This window comes from Pseudomonas sp. CFBP 13602 (assembly GCF_014842725.1).
Classification (GTDB): Bacteria; Pseudomonadota; Gammaproteobacteria; order Pseudomonadales; family Pseudomonadaceae; genus Aquipseudomonas; species Aquipseudomonas baltica.
In genome coordinates, this window is sequence record NZ_JACYVT010000001.1 from 670,402 (window position 1) to 684,003 (window position 13,602).

General features: G+C 61.5%; 15 protein-coding genes and 1 pseudogene. 9 read left to right on the plus strand and 7 right to left on the minus strand.

Going from position 1 to position 13,602, the window contains the following annotated elements; genetic code table 11:
• Positions 1-6: 6 nt before the first annotated feature.
• From IFU31_RS02875 to abaF, 4 genes are all read left to right on the plus strand, one after another.
• Complete coding sequence (locus IFU31_RS02875) at positions 7-657, plus strand: amino acid ABC transporter permease (protein ID WP_122478598.1); 651 nt, start codon at positions 7-9, stop codon at positions 655-657.
• Positions 650-1,372, plus strand: a complete 723-nt coding sequence (locus tag IFU31_RS02880) for an amino acid ABC transporter ATP-binding protein (RefSeq protein ID WP_122478600.1) — start codon at positions 650-652, stop codon at positions 1,370-1,372. The genes IFU31_RS02875 and IFU31_RS02880 overlap by 8 nt, the downstream gene beginning before the upstream one ends.
• A gap of 127 nt (positions 1,373-1,499) precedes the next feature.
• The gene (locus IFU31_RS02885) at positions 1,500-2,417 is read left to right on the plus strand and encodes a dihydrodipicolinate synthase family protein (protein ID WP_122478602.1); all 918 of its coding nucleotides are present in this window, start codon (positions 1,500-1,502) and stop codon (positions 2,415-2,417) included.
• 68 nt (positions 2,418-2,485) lie between these two features.
• Positions 2,486-3,862 carry a fosfomycin efflux MFS transporter AbaF gene (gene abaF / locus IFU31_RS02890; RefSeq protein WP_192102231.1) on the plus strand — a complete coding sequence of 459 codons (1,377 nt, stop codon included), beginning with the start codon at positions 2,486-2,488 and terminating at the stop codon, positions 3,860-3,862.
• A 33-nt stretch (positions 3,863-3,895) separates the two neighbouring features.
• On the opposite strand, the gene IFU31_RS02895 is transcribed toward abaF, so the two are convergent.
• Both IFU31_RS02895 and cynS read right to left on the minus strand, forming a co-directional pair.
• Positions 3,896-4,369: a nuclear transport factor 2 family protein gene (locus IFU31_RS02895; RefSeq protein WP_192102232.1), complete on the minus strand. Its 474-nt coding sequence runs from the start codon at positions 4,367-4,369 to the stop codon at positions 3,896-3,898.
• Positions 4,370-4,379: 10 nt separating this feature from the next.
• Positions 4,380-4,847, minus strand: coding sequence for a cyanase (cynS, locus tag IFU31_RS02900; protein ID WP_122712872.1), 468 nt, complete (start codon positions 4,845-4,847; stop codon positions 4,380-4,382).
• A gap of 284 nt (positions 4,848-5,131) precedes the next feature.
• On the opposite strand from cynS, the gene tspO reads away from it, so the two are divergent.
• The gene (gene tspO, locus IFU31_RS02905; protein ID WP_122712873.1) at positions 5,132-5,572 is read left to right on the plus strand and encodes a tryptophan-rich sensory protein TspO; all 441 of its coding nucleotides are present in this window, start codon (positions 5,132-5,134) and stop codon (positions 5,570-5,572) included.
• A gap of 33 nt (positions 5,573-5,605) precedes the next feature.
• On the opposite strand, the gene IFU31_RS21790 is transcribed toward tspO, so the two are convergent.
• The 3 genes and pseudogenes from IFU31_RS21790 to IFU31_RS02915 all read right to left on the minus strand — a co-directional run bounded on the left by IFU31_RS21790 (position 5,606) and on the right by IFU31_RS02915 (position 8,118).
• A complete protein-coding gene (locus IFU31_RS21790; protein ID WP_425311987.1) occupies positions 5,606-6,469 on the minus strand; it encodes a methyl-accepting chemotaxis protein in 864 nt (287 codons plus the stop codon).
• Positions 6,461-7,243: pseudogene (locus IFU31_RS21795) on the minus strand (MCP four helix bundle domain-containing protein); the annotation flags it as partial. The gene IFU31_RS21790 and the pseudogene IFU31_RS21795, both read right to left, overlap by 9 nt.
• Positions 7,244-7,371: 128 nt before the next feature.
• The gene (locus tag IFU31_RS02915; RefSeq protein WP_244657614.1) at positions 7,372-8,118 is read right to left on the minus strand and encodes a LysE family translocator; all 747 of its coding nucleotides are present in this window, start codon (positions 8,116-8,118) and stop codon (positions 7,372-7,374) included.
• Here IFU31_RS02915 and IFU31_RS02920 point away from each other — a divergent pair.
• Positions 8,117-9,007, plus strand: coding sequence for a dihydrodipicolinate synthase family protein (locus IFU31_RS02920; RefSeq protein ID WP_192102234.1), 891 nt, complete (start codon positions 8,117-8,119; stop codon positions 9,005-9,007). The genes IFU31_RS02915 and IFU31_RS02920 overlap by 2 nt on opposite strands.
• Positions 9,008-9,035: 28 nt before the next feature.
• On the opposite strand, the gene IFU31_RS02925 is transcribed toward IFU31_RS02920, so the two are convergent.
• Complete coding sequence (locus IFU31_RS02925) at positions 9,036-9,737, minus strand: response regulator transcription factor (protein ID WP_192057335.1); 702 nt, start codon at positions 9,735-9,737, stop codon at positions 9,036-9,038.
• Positions 9,738-9,786: 49 nt separating this feature from the next.
• Positions 9,787-11,454, minus strand: a complete 1,668-nt coding sequence (locus IFU31_RS02930; RefSeq protein ID WP_192102235.1) for a phosphoethanolamine transferase — start codon at positions 11,452-11,454, stop codon at positions 9,787-9,789.
• A gap of 348 nt (positions 11,455-11,802) precedes the next feature.
• Here IFU31_RS02930 and IFU31_RS02935 point away from each other — a divergent pair, with 348 nt between their 5' ends.
• The 3 genes from IFU31_RS02935 to IFU31_RS02945 all read left to right on the plus strand — a co-directional run bounded on the left by IFU31_RS02935 (position 11,803) and on the right by IFU31_RS02945 (position 13,525).
• Positions 11,803-12,555: a phosphatase PAP2 family protein gene (locus tag IFU31_RS02935; protein WP_192102236.1), complete on the plus strand. Its 753-nt coding sequence runs from the start codon at positions 11,803-11,805 to the stop codon at positions 12,553-12,555.
• Complete coding sequence (locus IFU31_RS02940; RefSeq protein ID WP_244646846.1) at positions 12,552-12,926, plus strand: hypothetical protein; 375 nt, start codon at positions 12,552-12,554, stop codon at positions 12,924-12,926. The genes IFU31_RS02935 and IFU31_RS02940 overlap by 4 nt, the downstream gene beginning before the upstream one ends.
• A 140-nt stretch (positions 12,927-13,066) precedes the next feature.
• Entirely contained in the window at positions 13,067-13,525 is a 459-nt protein-coding gene (locus tag IFU31_RS02945) for a thiol-disulfide oxidoreductase DCC family protein (protein ID WP_192102237.1), read from the plus strand.
• Positions 13,526-13,602 lie beyond the last annotated feature (77 nt).

The window sequence follows — 13,602 nt, forward strand, 5'->3', positions numbered from 1 at the left end:
CGGCGCATGTTTTCCACCAGCCTCACCGCGACAGACCTCCTGTACATGCTCGATGGCGCCTGGGTCACCCTGCAACTGACGTTCTGGGCAATCCTGGCGGGCTCCTTCGGCGGCTTGCTGTGCGGCCTGCTGCGGGCCCTCGCACCGCGCGCCAGCCTGCCGCTGGCGTGGGTGCTGGACGTGTTCCGCAGCGTGCCGTTGCTGATCCAGTTCGTGCTGCTCAACTCGCTCAAGAGCATCGTCGGATTGAACATCAGCGCGTTCAGCGTCGGCTGCATCGTGCTGGGCGTCTACGCGGCGGCGTACTTCACCGAGATCGTCCGCAGCGGGGTGCTTGCCGTGTCGCCATCGGTGCGCCGGGCCAGCCGCTCGCTCGGCCTGAGCTATTGGCAAGACCTGCGCTACATCGTCCTGCCGATGGCCACCCGGGTCGCCTTCCCCGGCTGGCTCAACCTGGTGCTTGGCGTCATGAAGGACACCGCGCTGGTGATGTGGATCGGTATCGTCGAACTGCTGCGCGCGTCGCAGACCATCGTCACGCGCATACAGGAGCCGCTGCTGGTGCTGTGCATCGCCGGGCTCATCTACTACGTCATGAGCCTGGTGGTCGCTCGCCTGGGCGCTCGTCTGGAAAGAAGGTGGCAGGAAAATGATTGAGATCGACAACGTACACAAATCCTTCGGCGAACTGGAGGTCATCAAGGGCGTCAGCCTGACGGTGAGCAAGGGCGAGGTGGTGTCGATCATCGGCGGCTCGGGTTCGGGAAAATCCACCTTGCTGATGTGCATCAACGGCCTGGAGCCGATCCAGAAAGGCAGTATTCGAGTCGACGGGGTCGAGGTCCACGGCAGCAGCACAAACCTCAACCAGCTGCGCCAGCGAATCGGCATCGTGTTCCAGCAATGGAACGCCTTTCCTCACCTCACCGTGCTGGAGAACGTCATGCTGGCGCCACGCAAGGTACTGGGCAAGAGCAAGGAGCAGGCCGAGGCGCTGGCCGTGCAGCAGTTGACCCATGTCGGCCTGAGCGACAAATTCAATACCTTTCCCGGCAAGCTCTCGGGCGGCCAGCAGCAGCGCATGGCGATTGCCCGAGCGCTGGCCATGTCACCGGACTACATGCTGTTCGACGAAGCCACCTCGGCGCTCGATCCGCAACTGGTGGGCGAAGTGCTCGACACCATGCGCATGCTCGCCGAAGACGGCATGACCATGGTACTGGTAACCCACGAGATTCGTTTCGCCCGCGATGTGTCCGATCGCGTGGCGTTTTTCCGCAACGGCCTGGTGCATGAGATCGGCAGCCCGGACCAAGTCATCGGCAACCCCTTGCAGCCGGAAACGGCCGCGTTCCTGAAGTCGGTCAAATAGGCGCTACCCATACACGAGCGGGCACATCGCCTACTCGCGACAACATGGCTGGAACCGCATCACCCTTTGCAAACAACGTACGAATCAAAGCGTATACGAAATACCATTAATCAGCGGAGCAAATCGAATGAGCAAGCGCATCAACTGGAGTGGCGTATTCCCGGCTGTTACCACTCAATTCAACGATGACTTTTCCATCAACCTGGAAAAGACTCATCAGGTGATTTCCAATGTGATTCGCGACGGCGTGTCAGGCCTGGTGGTCTGCGGCTCGGTAGGTGAAAACACCTCGTTGACCGCCGAAGAGAAAATCGCTGTCACCGAAGTGGCCGTCGACGCCTCCGGTGGGCGCGTGCCGGTCATCTGCGGGGTGGCGGAATTCACCAGTGTCGCTGCCGCGAAAACCGCCAATGCCGTACGCAAGGCTGGGGTGGACGGCGTCATGCTGATGCCGGCACTGGTCTACGGTTCCAAGCCTTTCGAGACCGCCGAGCACTTCCGTTACGTGGCCAAGCACGCCGACGTGCCCTTGATGGTCTACAACAACCCGCCCATCTACAAGAACGATGTCACCGCCGAGATCCTCATTTCCCTGGCCGACTGCGACAACGTGGTGTGCTTCAAGGACTCCTCCGGCGATACCCGGCGTTTCATCGACGTGCGCAACGAAGTGGGCGACCGCTTCGTGCTGTTCGCCGGCCTCGACGACGTCGTCCTGGAAAGCATCGCAGTGGGCGCCGAAGGCTGGGTGTCGGGCATGTCCAACGTTTTCCCACAGGAAGGCGAAACCATCTTCCGCCTGGCCAAGGCCGGACGCTTTGCCGAAGCCATGGAAATCTACCGGTGGCTGATGCCGATCCTCCACCTGGACGCCCGGGCGGACCTGGTGCAGTGCATCAAGCTGTGCGAAGCGATCATGGGCCGCGGCAGCGCCCTCACTCGCCCACCGCGCCTGGCCCTGCCGGATGAAGACCGTCTGTTCGTCGAACGCATCATGGCCAAGGCCCTGGCCAACCGCCCCACCCTGCCCGACGTCGGTCTTTGAATCACGACCGGGCCAGGCGCATCCGCCAGGCCCGGGTACCTGTCATTGCCACTCCAGGAAGCCTGATCATGTCCACTTCTTCCAACGCGACCACCCCAGCGGGACTCAAACGTGTCGTGGCGGCCGCCATGGCCGGAACCGTCGCCGAATGGTACGAATTCTTCCTGTACGGAACGGCCTCCGCGCTGGTGTTCGGCCAGCTGTTCTTTCGCCAGACCGATAGCCCCATCGACGGCATCATTGCTGCCTTCGCGCTCTACGCAGTGGGCTTTCTGGCCCGACCACTGGGCGGGTTGGTGTTCGGCCACTACGGCGACAAGTTCGGCCGCAAGCGCCTGCTGCAACTGAGCCTGGTAGTGGTGGGCATCACCACCTTCCTGATGGGCTGCCTGCCAGGTTTCGCCACCATCGGCTACGCTGCGCCCGTGCTGCTGGTGCTGTTGCGGCTGATCCAGGGCTTCGCATTCGGCGGCGAATGGGGCGGTGCCATCCTGCTGGTGTCCGAGCACTGCCCAGACAACCGTCGCGGCTTCTGGGCCAGCTGGCCACAAGCGGGCGTGCCGGCGGGCAACCTGATCGCTACCGTCGCCTTGCTGGGGCTGTCCACCGGGCTTTCCGAGGAGCAGTTCCTGGCCTGGGGCTGGCGCGTGGCGTTCTGGCTGTCGGCCATTGTGGTGCTGATCGGCTACTGGATCCGCAGCAGCGTCGACGATGCGCCTATCTTCAAGGAAGCCCAGGCGCGCCAGGCATCGATTCAATCCGAACAGCTGGGTGTGGTCGAAGTACTGCGCCATCACTGGCGTTCAGTGTTGGTGGGAATCGGCGCGCGGTTTGCCGAGAACATTCTGTATTACACGGTGGTGACCTTTTCCATCACCTACCTCAAGCTGGTGGTTCACAAGGACACCTCGCAGATTCTGCTGCTGATGTTCGGCGCGCACTTCCTGCACTTCTTCATGATTCCGCTGATGGGCTACCTGTCCGACCTGGTCGGCCGCAAACCGGTGTACCTGACCGGCGCGGTACTGACGGCGTTCTGGGGTTTCGTCGGCTTCCCGATGATGGACACCGGCAACAACTGGCTGATCATGGCGGCCATCACTCTGGGCCTGGCCATCGAATCCATGACCTATGCGCCCTACTCGGCACTCATGGCCGAGATGTTCCCGACCCACGTGCGCTACACAGCGCTGTCGCTGTGTTATCAGGTGGCGCCGATCTTCGCCGGCTCGCTGGCGCCGCTGATCGCAATCACCCTGCTGAACAAATACAACAGCTCCACGCCCATCGCCTGGTACCTGGTCGGGGCTGCGGTAATCTCCATCGTCGCCGTCAGCCTGACCCGTGAAACCCGTGGCAAGTCGTTGCGCACGGTCGATGCCGAAGCCGCCGCCCGCGTGACGGCCTCGGAACAAACGGGCGTGTCGCGCGGCAAACTGGCCTGAGCACTTGCGCTGACGATGGCCGTCAGCGCGCCCTCAAAGCCCCAGATCACTCAACCCTGGGTGATCGTCGGGGCGCCGCCCCAAGGGCCAGTGGTACTTGCGTTCGGACTCGGCAATCGGCAGGTCGTTGATGCAGGCGAAGCGCCGGTGCATGAGTCCGTTGGCGGCGAACTCCCAGTTCTCGTTGCCGTAGGAGCGAAACCAGTTGCCCGAATCGTCATGCCACTCGTAGGCGTAACGCACGGCAATGCGGTTGTCGGCGAAGGCCCACAGCTCCTTGATCAGGCGGTAGTCCAACTCCTTGCGCCACTTGCGTTCGAGAAACGCCTGGGCCTGGGCTCGACCTTCGATGAACTCACTGCGGTTGCGCCAGTAGGTGTCGTGGGTATAGGCCAGCGCCACTTTGGCGGCGTCCCGGGTGTTCCAGCCATCTTCGGCGCCACGCACTTTCTGAATGGCGGTTTCGACGGTGAAAGGTGGCAACGGTGGGCGGTTTTTCTGGTTCATGGCGAGGATCCTAGAAAGGCTTGTAGGGCAGGAACTTGCCGTCCAGGGTGATCACAGCACGCGATCCGCCTTCGGGATCTTCGACTTTCTTGATGTCGAGTTTGAAGTTGATCGCACTGATGATGCCGTCGCCGAATTGCTCATGCACCAGAGCCTTCAAGGTAGTGCCGTAGACCTGGACCATTTCGTGAAAGCGATAGATGGTCGGGTCGTTGGACACGTCTTCGGCGTTGCCGCGCAACGGTATGGTCTGCAACTGAACGACCGCTTGCGCGTCGAGGCCCAGACGCTCGGCCACCACTTCGGCAACCGCCTGCGGCAGCGGGTGTTGGCCCAGCAGCGCGGCCGTCACATACACCGTACTCAGGCCGGTCCCCTCGGACAGCGCCGCCCAGGTCAGATTGTGCGTGGCCTTGGCCTGCAGGACTTGTTCGGTCAGGGTCTGTCGTGGTGCCTTGGAAACGTTGCTCTGGGACATGGTGATTCTCCGGACTGAAACGCAGGGTCGATTGAACAGCTTGGCAGCAGGGATCATCGAAACCTACCACAATGATCAGGGCTGTCTTGCACAATTTCAGCTGGGATTCGATTGGTGCCGCTACGTCCCATTCGTCGCCTGAGCGCTGCGGTTGGCCAGGCAGGACAGCGGGAGGAAGGCTGAACGCACTGCGCGCCCGCGCAAACTTTTCCGTCGTTTAGGCGTCAGCTTGATAGCACATCTCGCTATTGCAGCGTCCCCCTGCCCCTGCACAAGGACTCATCATGGTTTTCTTCATCTTCCTGCTGGCCTGCGCCGCCGCAGCCAGCACCGGTGTCATCTTCAAGCCCGGCGAATGGTACGCCTCGCTGGTCAAGCCGCGTTTCACCCCGCCCAACTGGGCATTTCCCGTCGCCTGGACGGTCATCTACCTGCTGCTCGCCTGGGCGGGCTATCGACTGACCCAACTGCCGGGCAGCGAGACCGTCCTGGCGCTGTGGGCCGCTCAGATCGCCCTCAACACCCTGTGGACGCCGGTATTCTTCGGCGCCCATCGCCTGCTCGCCGGGATGGTGATCATCGTGGTCTTGTGGCTGGTGACCGCCGCCATGGTTGCCCTGGCAATGCGCCTGGACGTCATCACCGGGCTGATCCTGTTCCCCTACCTGGCCTGGCTCTGCGTGGCAGCGGCGCTGAACTTCTCGATTCTGCGCAATAATCGCTGACGCTACAGTTGCGCCGCTCCCACTCGGCCACGGTCAGATCGCGAACGCCCCGACCAATGCGGTCAGCCCGACCGCCAGCCGCGACACTTCTCCGCTGGCAGTGGCCGTTTGCGTGGCGCCGGCTGCGCTCTGGATCGAAAGGTCGCGGATGCTGGTGATGTTGCGGTCGATTTCCCGTGCCACCTGTGCCTGCTCCTCGGCTGCGGTGGCGATTACGGTATTGCGTTCGCTGATGAGGTTGATCGATGCCGATATCTGACTGAGCGATGCGCTGGCGTGCTGCGCCACGGCCGACGAATCGCTGGCCATCTGCTGACTCTGCTCCATGGCTTGCACGGCTTGCACCGAATCGGTCTGCATGGAGCCGATCATCTTTTCGATTTCCTGGGTCGACTGCTGCGTGCGGTGAGCCAGGGCGCGCACTTCATCCGCCACCACGGCGAAGCCTCGACCCTGCTCTCCGGCGCGGGCCGCTTCGATGGCCGCGTTCAATGCCAGCAGGTTGGTCTGTTCGGCGATGGCGCGAATCACCTCGACCACCGTATTGATCTCCCGCGCCCGTGACGACAGCTGCTTGACCTGGGTGCTGGTGCTGCCCACGTTGGTGGCCAGTGCCTGAATGGCGGTGAGGGTCTGCTCGACCTTGCCCAGCCCATCCCTGGCCAGGGACTGGGTGGTTGCCGACGCGTCGGCGGCCTCTGCCGCATTGCGTGCCACCTCATCAACGGCCGAGCTCATCTGGGTGACGGCGCTGGCAGCCTGATTGACCTCGTCGTTCTGGCGCGCCAGACCGCGGCTGGATTCCTCGGTCACGGCGCTCATCTCTTCCGAGGCGGCAGCCAACTGGCTGGAACTGTCGGAAATGTGCGCGATGGTCTGGCGCAGGTTGGCCTGCATCTGGGCCAACGCGGTGAGCATGCTGGCGGCCTCGTCCTGCCCGACCACGACGATCGTTTCGGTCAGGTCCTTGCGCGCGATGCGCTGGGCGATCTGCACGGCCTCCTTGATCGGCTGGGTGATGCTGCGGATCAATAGCGCAGCGAGCAGGATGGTAGCCAGCACGGCCGCAGCCATCAGCCCGATGACCCAGTTGCGTCCCGACTCGAACGTCGCCAGCGCCGCATCGCCGGCATCCGTGGCACCGCGGTCGTTCAGCGCCATGAGCTGGTTGACCTTGCCTTCGAGGGCATTGGTCAACGGACGAATGCCCGTGTTGATCAGCGCAGTTGCCGCAGTGGTGTCGGCAGCACGCAGCATAGGTTCGAGCTGACCCAGCAGTTGGTCATACGCTGCCGCATCGGAGCGTATGGATTCGTAAAGTTTACGGTCATCGTCGCTCGCAACGGTGCTTTCGTAGTGCTTGATGGTTTCCTGAAAAGTACGGCGATAGCCCGGAAACGCAGCAATCGTCTGTTCACGAAGCGCGGCATCGGTGGTGGTAGCACCGCGCATGCTTTCGAGCCGCAACCTCAGCAGTCCGCTGTTCATCTGACCCGCATCGCGAATGCCGAGCATCCAGTTGGTTTCCACGTCCTGCTCGGCCTGGTAGAGCTTGTTCATCTGAACGATGGAGATACTGCCCAGAAGGATCACGACCGCGACTACGGCCGAGAAGAAAGCGATCGCCCGAGGGGCGAGATTGAGGCGTCGGATGATCATGCAGGATTCCATTGCGATCGGGGGTTGATGACAACCATCATCGGCCCGCCGGCAGGAATCTTGAGCATGGGGCAGGTCGGCAGCTATCGGATATGGCTCACGACGATAGCGAAACGAGCGCGATCAGGGCCTGCAGCGGATCACGGCCTGGCGAACAGGAGTTTCAAGCCGGCTGCGGCAAAGACCATCGCCAAGGTGCCCTCGATCCAACGGCGCGCCTTTCCATAGGCACGCACCATTGGGGCCGTAGAGAAGACCAGTGCATAACCGCCAAAAATGGTCACGCTAAGTATGGCGCAACCCGCCAGGATGATCGCCACGGTCGAGCTCGTCGCGCCTGGGCCCAAGCCCAGGGTCATCGTAGCGATCCAGCTCAGCAGGGCTTTCGGATTGGTAAGATGCATCAGCAAGCCCCGACGATACAGACTCGGCCAGGATGCCTTCGGTGAAGATGCCAACTCATCGGCAAAGCGTTGATTGGACGTCAGCGCGGAACGGCAGGCCTTGCTGGCCAGAAAAAGCAGATAGGCGCCGCCTGCCATCTTCAGAATGAACAGCGCGCCGGCGTATTGCACGAGCACTGCCGAGACACCCGTAGCAGCCATGGAACCCCAGAAGAACGAACCACTGATGACGCCTGCCGCCAGCACCAACGCCGGGCGTCTGCCTTGGTGCATCGCGACGCTCATGATTCGCATGTTGCTGGGCCCCGGGCTCGCTGCGCCGACAATGTAGGTGACGAACACCAGAAGCAGATGGTGAATATCGAACGACATAAAGGGGCCCCACTCTGTTGCGTCGCTGGCAATGTACTCAGGTACCCTATAGCAACGCCGGTCGCCGATGCAAACCTGCGTATTTCGTCCGAAAATGAGGAGTTCTTTCATGTTCACAGGTTTGAGCGCATTCCCTTTGACCCCGCTGCGTGACGGTGTCGTCGACGAAACGGCCTTCGCCGGGTTGATTGAAAACCTGTCGTCGGCAAAGGTCGATTCCATCGGCGTTCTGGGCTCGACGGGAAGCTACGCGTACCTGAACCGGAAAGAACGACGCCTCGCGACGCAGCTTGCCGTCAGCGTGGCCGGTGAGGTGCCCGTTATCGTCGGGATCGGCTCGGTCGCCACGCGAGATGTGCTGCTGCTGGCGGAGGATGCGCAGGCCGCTGGGGCCTGCGCGCTGTTGCTGCCGCCGGTGAGTTACCAGAAGCTTGGTGCCGATGAAGTATTCGAATTCTACGAAACCCTCGCTCACCACGTTTCGGTGCCGTTGGTGGTCTACGACAACCCCGGCACCACGCACTTCGAGTTCACGGACGAGCTGCACGGGCGCATTGCAGCTTTGCCGAATGTCGCCTCGATCAAGATCCCCGGCATGAACCTGGATCCAGCGCAAGCCTCGGCCCGGGTGGCGCGCCTGCGGGCGAGCATCCCTGCCCACGTCAGTATAGGCATCAGTGGCGATGCCTTTGCAGTGACCGGCCTCAATGCAGGGTGCGAGCTGTGGTACTCCGTGCTGGGCGGACTGTTTCCGCGAACTGCGCTGGCGCTCATCGAGGCAACGAAGGGTGCACACTCGGGCCGCGCCGTCGAACTGTCGGCAGGGCTTGAACCGCTGTGGGCAATGTTCCGTGAATATGGCAGTGTCCGGGTCATCGCTGCCGCAGCCGAGATCATGGGCCAGGCAGCAGCCAATTGCCTGCCTCTTCCCCTCAAGGGGCTCGACCGGCAGTCCAACGAGCGCCTGGTGCAGATACTGAAGGCGCTAGAGCTCGCCTGAGCCTGGCGCTGCGAGGCCTGGGCCGGGGTCAGTGCCGTTCGATCGACACTTCGCCACCGGACGGGCCCTGCAGCTTGTAGCCCATGCTGTGCACGGTGTGCAGCAGGGGCACGTCGAAGGTTTTGTCGATGGTTCTGCGCAACATGTAGATGCCCGTTCGCAGGCTGTCGGAGTCGTGCGTTTCCTGGCCCCATAGCGCCAGTTCGAACTCGCGACGCTTCACTATCGCGGGGCTTTTGCGCATCAGCAGCTCCAGCAGCACGAGGGTGGTGGGGTTGAGTTTGAGCAGCTTGCCCGCCCGCTTCACCTCAAGCGAATCCAGGTCGAAGGTCAGGTCATGGACCTGGAGCACGTTCTTCCGAACGCCTGTCGACCGTCGACTCACCGTCTCGACGCGAGCAAACAGCTCGGACAACGCGAAGGGCTTGATGATGTAGTCGTCGGCACCGACGCTGAAGCCGGTCAAGCGGTCTTCCAATTCGTCACGTGCAGTCAGCATCAGGATGGGGGTGTTCTGCCTGGAAACCGAGCGCAGCTTGTGACAGACCCGATTGCCGTCCATGCCGGGCAGCATCACATCCAGAATGATGGCGTCGAAGTTGCCGGTCATCGCCAGGTGCAGCCCAGTGACGCCATCCAGCGCCCCGGTAACTTCACAGCCCTTGAGCGTGAAATACTCGGAGATGTTGGCGAGGATATCGGCGTGATCTTCGATAACCAGTATGCGCATGGAACCCTCTTTGTGGTGTCAGGCGGAACAACGGAAAAAGGTCACCCGCTCAGCGGCCGGCCGCCAGTTGTTTCGCCGCGTCAGCCGCATGCCCGTTGATCCCCCTGCAACTGGCGAACATATCCAATCCGGTGTCGTAGACACGCGTCTGCACATGCAGCAAGCCTAGCACCGAGTGAAACAGATTGTCCTGGCTCAGCGGTTCATGACGCGTCTGCTGCAGGCAGCGGCTGTCGACCGTGAGCGCGCGCTGATAACTTTCGGAAAGCCATACCAGCAGCGGCACGTGTTTCTGCTGATCGGGGGCAAGCATGTAAGGCGTGCCATGCAGGAACAGGTTGTACTCGCCCAGCGACTCGCCATGATCCGACAGATAGATCATCGCGGTGGCCAGATGATCCTGGTTGCTGCGCAGTACATCGATGAGCCGAGCCAGCACGTGATCGGTGTACAGCAAGGTGTTGTCATAGCCGTTGACGATACTCTCTCTGCTGCACGCATCCAGCGCATTGCTTTTGCACACCGGCGTGAATTTCTCGAACGCCTTGGGGTAACGCTTGAAATATTCGGGCCCGTGGCTGCCCATCTGGTGCAATACCAGAACGGTATCTTTGCTCAAATGGTCAATGAAGGCCTGCAGACCTTGCAGCAGAATTTCGTCCCCGCACTCGTTGTCCGCGCACAATGCGGGATCTCTGTCATGGCTGACGTCCAGCAAAGTGACCCGGTCGCACGTCCCCTTGCAGCCAGACTGGTTGTCCCACCACACCACATCCAGCCCCGCGCGTTTGAGCACGTCCAGCAAGCCTTCCTGGTTTTTCGCAATGTCCGCCTTGTACTGCTTGCGGCCCATGTTGGAGAACATGCATGGCACAGAGACAGCCGTTTCGGTGCCGCAGGAGTGCATGTCGGTAAAGGCCACCAGCCCTTGTTCCTGGGCAAGTTGCGGCGTGGTCTCGCGCTCGTAACCCAGGATGCCGAAGTTCTCGGCGCGCGCACTTTCCCCTACCACCAGTACCGTCAGTGACTTGGGCGCATTGCTGGCCACGTTGACGGCTCGCACGGCGTCTTCGCCGATGGCCCGGAATGGCTGTCGTGCCGTGGACACTTGTTCGCGTGCATAGGCGATCGAGGCACCGATGTAATTGCTCGGCACCACCATCAGGCGCAACTCGTGATGATTGCGCAACAGTGACGACAGCCCCTGATAGTCCACCAGCGCGACCACGGCAATGACCGCCGCAGAGCCCGCGCCGACCAGTGCCTTGCTGACCAACTGGCGATGCACTTTGCGGTAGGCGATGGGCGTTTTCCACAACAGCACCGACGGCAATACGCCCAACAGCAAGACATAGACCCAGAGCATCGGAGACAACAAGCCTTGTACTTCGGTGATATTGGTTTCCACCAGATTGCGAAGCATGCCAACGTCCATGAGCACACCGTAGTGACTCATGAAGTAGGTGACACTGGCACTGGTGAGAAACAGCACCGTCAATACCGGTTTGAATATGAATGGAAACGCCACTATCGTCAGGACGATATTGAACACGCCCAACAGCATGATGGCAAACGCAAGGGCAAGTTGTGTTCCAGCGCCACCCTCCCCGGTGATTGCAGCCAGATGCTGCCAGAGGGGCACATTGAACACCACCAGCAGAAAGACACTGGCAAGCACCGTCGCGGTTTCCGGGCGTACAGGTTTGAGTTTGAACATGGGAGTCTGCCGTCGGGCAAAGAAGCGAGCCGTGCGCCGTGCTACGGTTGTCGATGGCGCGGACTCTAGACGCGGATAATTCAAATTTTCGTGAAAGATTCGCGAGGAAAAGCTCGTTGCGAGTCCGTTTCGAGGCATGCGCTGGAACACAGCAATGCGATCGCTTCCTTCAGCCGAGGCGAGCACTACTTTCCACGTATTTTTCACAGTTCGTTCACTTCGTTCTGAACGGCGCAAACTTATCGTCGCTCGTAACGCAAGCGGCCAATAGATCATTGATGACAGGCCGCCGTCGTTACTTCCCCACGTAACTTTCACCTGTTCTTCATCATTGGATCGGAGCCTGTCATGGCTATCGCATTACCTGTTGCTGCGTCCCGGCATTTTGACTTTCGATTGGCGCTGGGCATTCCGCTCGTGCTGATGGCAACGATGCTGTGGCTGTATCCGCCCGCCCTCGACTTCGCCCTGGCGCAGATCTTCTACGTGCCGGGGGTTGGCTTCATCGGACGCCAGAGCTACTGGCTGGAAAATATTCTGCATGATCGCGCCAAGCAGGCGGTGATCGCCTTTGCCGTACTTGCACTCGCAGGTTTCGTGGCGAGTCTGTGGGCCACGCGCCTGCGCCAATGGCGTCGACCACTGGGGTATGTGGTGCTGGCGATGGCGCTGACTACGTCGGTGGTGACGCCGCTCAAGGTGCTGACAGCCGTGCATTGCCCCTGGAGCCTGAAAGAGTTCGGCGGCCAGGAAACCTATACACCGTTGCTCAGCCCCCGCGCCGCAACGGAAAAGCCTGGTCTGTGCTGGCCCGGCGGCCATGCGTCGAGCGGCTTCTCGCTGCTCGCCCTGTTCTTTTTCTGGCGCGATCGTCGCCCACGCACTGCGAGCATCGCACTGGCGGTGGCGCTGATACTGGGATCGGTCTTTTCGCTGGGGCGAATGGCGCAAGGCGCGCACTTCCTTTCCCATAACATCTGGACGCTGCTGATCGATTGGGTCATTTGCGTGCTGTGTTATCGCTGGATTCTCTACCGCCCCTCGACACAGCCTTCACCTGTGCCGGCTGCGGCCCTGATGCCCGACGGGTACCGGCGATGAACGCCCTGTGGAGACCTGGCAGACGAACTGGGGTGCTGCTGAGCCTAGCCTTATCGGCAGTAGTGTTGAGCGCCTGCCAAACGACCCGGGAGCGGCTATTGGCCGAGGGCTACCCTGCCCCCTTCGCCAGCGGCTTCGAGGACGGCTGCGGCAGTGGTCGGCACGCCGCGCAAGCCTTGGGCGAATTTCGCAAGAACGTGCCCGTCTACCTTTCGGATCGTCAATACGCCACCGGCTGGGACGACGGCTTCCGGCAATGCCAAGCCAGCGCCATCGCTGACTTCCAACGGCATGTCGGCATCGACAGCAAGGAAGACCGCGATTGGCGCCACGCCAAGGATCAGGGGTGGGGCAAGGCGCTTGGGCGCTGATCGAACGCGCTTTTGCGCGAAACAATCTGCGCGCCAACGAAAAAAACGAGTGAAAGGGAGAACCGGGTGTCTATTCCAATCAAGCACACCTCGCTCGATTTCAGACATTTCATTCCCACACCCACCCAGGACACTCATCGATGCACGACAGCATAAAGTGGCCGCTGACCCTCTACTTCGACGGTGACTGCCCCCTCTGCGCCCACGAAATCAAGCTTCTGAGGGCGCGTGCCTTGCCCGAACGCCTTCATTTCATCGATATCAGCGATCCGGCGTTCGACGCTCAATCCTTGGGCTTCACCCGGGCGCACATGGAATCGTTGCTTCATGCCCGGTTCAGCGATGGAACATGGGTCACCGGCCTGGACGCGACACTCTGGAGCTGGCGCGCCGCGGGCCTTGGCCTATGGGCCGCGCCGTTGTCCTGGCGGTGGGCCAGGCCCCTGTTCAACGTTGGCTATCGGCTGTTCTGCCGCTGGCGTCCGCATCTGGCCTGGCTGCCCCACCCGGACGGCAGTGCTCGCTGCAGGAACGGCAGTTGTGCAGTTCCCGAAGCGAACAGTGCTGGGCAAAAGCGGCCACGGTCCGGGCCTCGTTGAGAGCAGTTCCGACTTGGCTCGTCATAGGGTTGATGGCTGACATGCAAATGCTTGGGGACCTAGCTTGCACATCACTG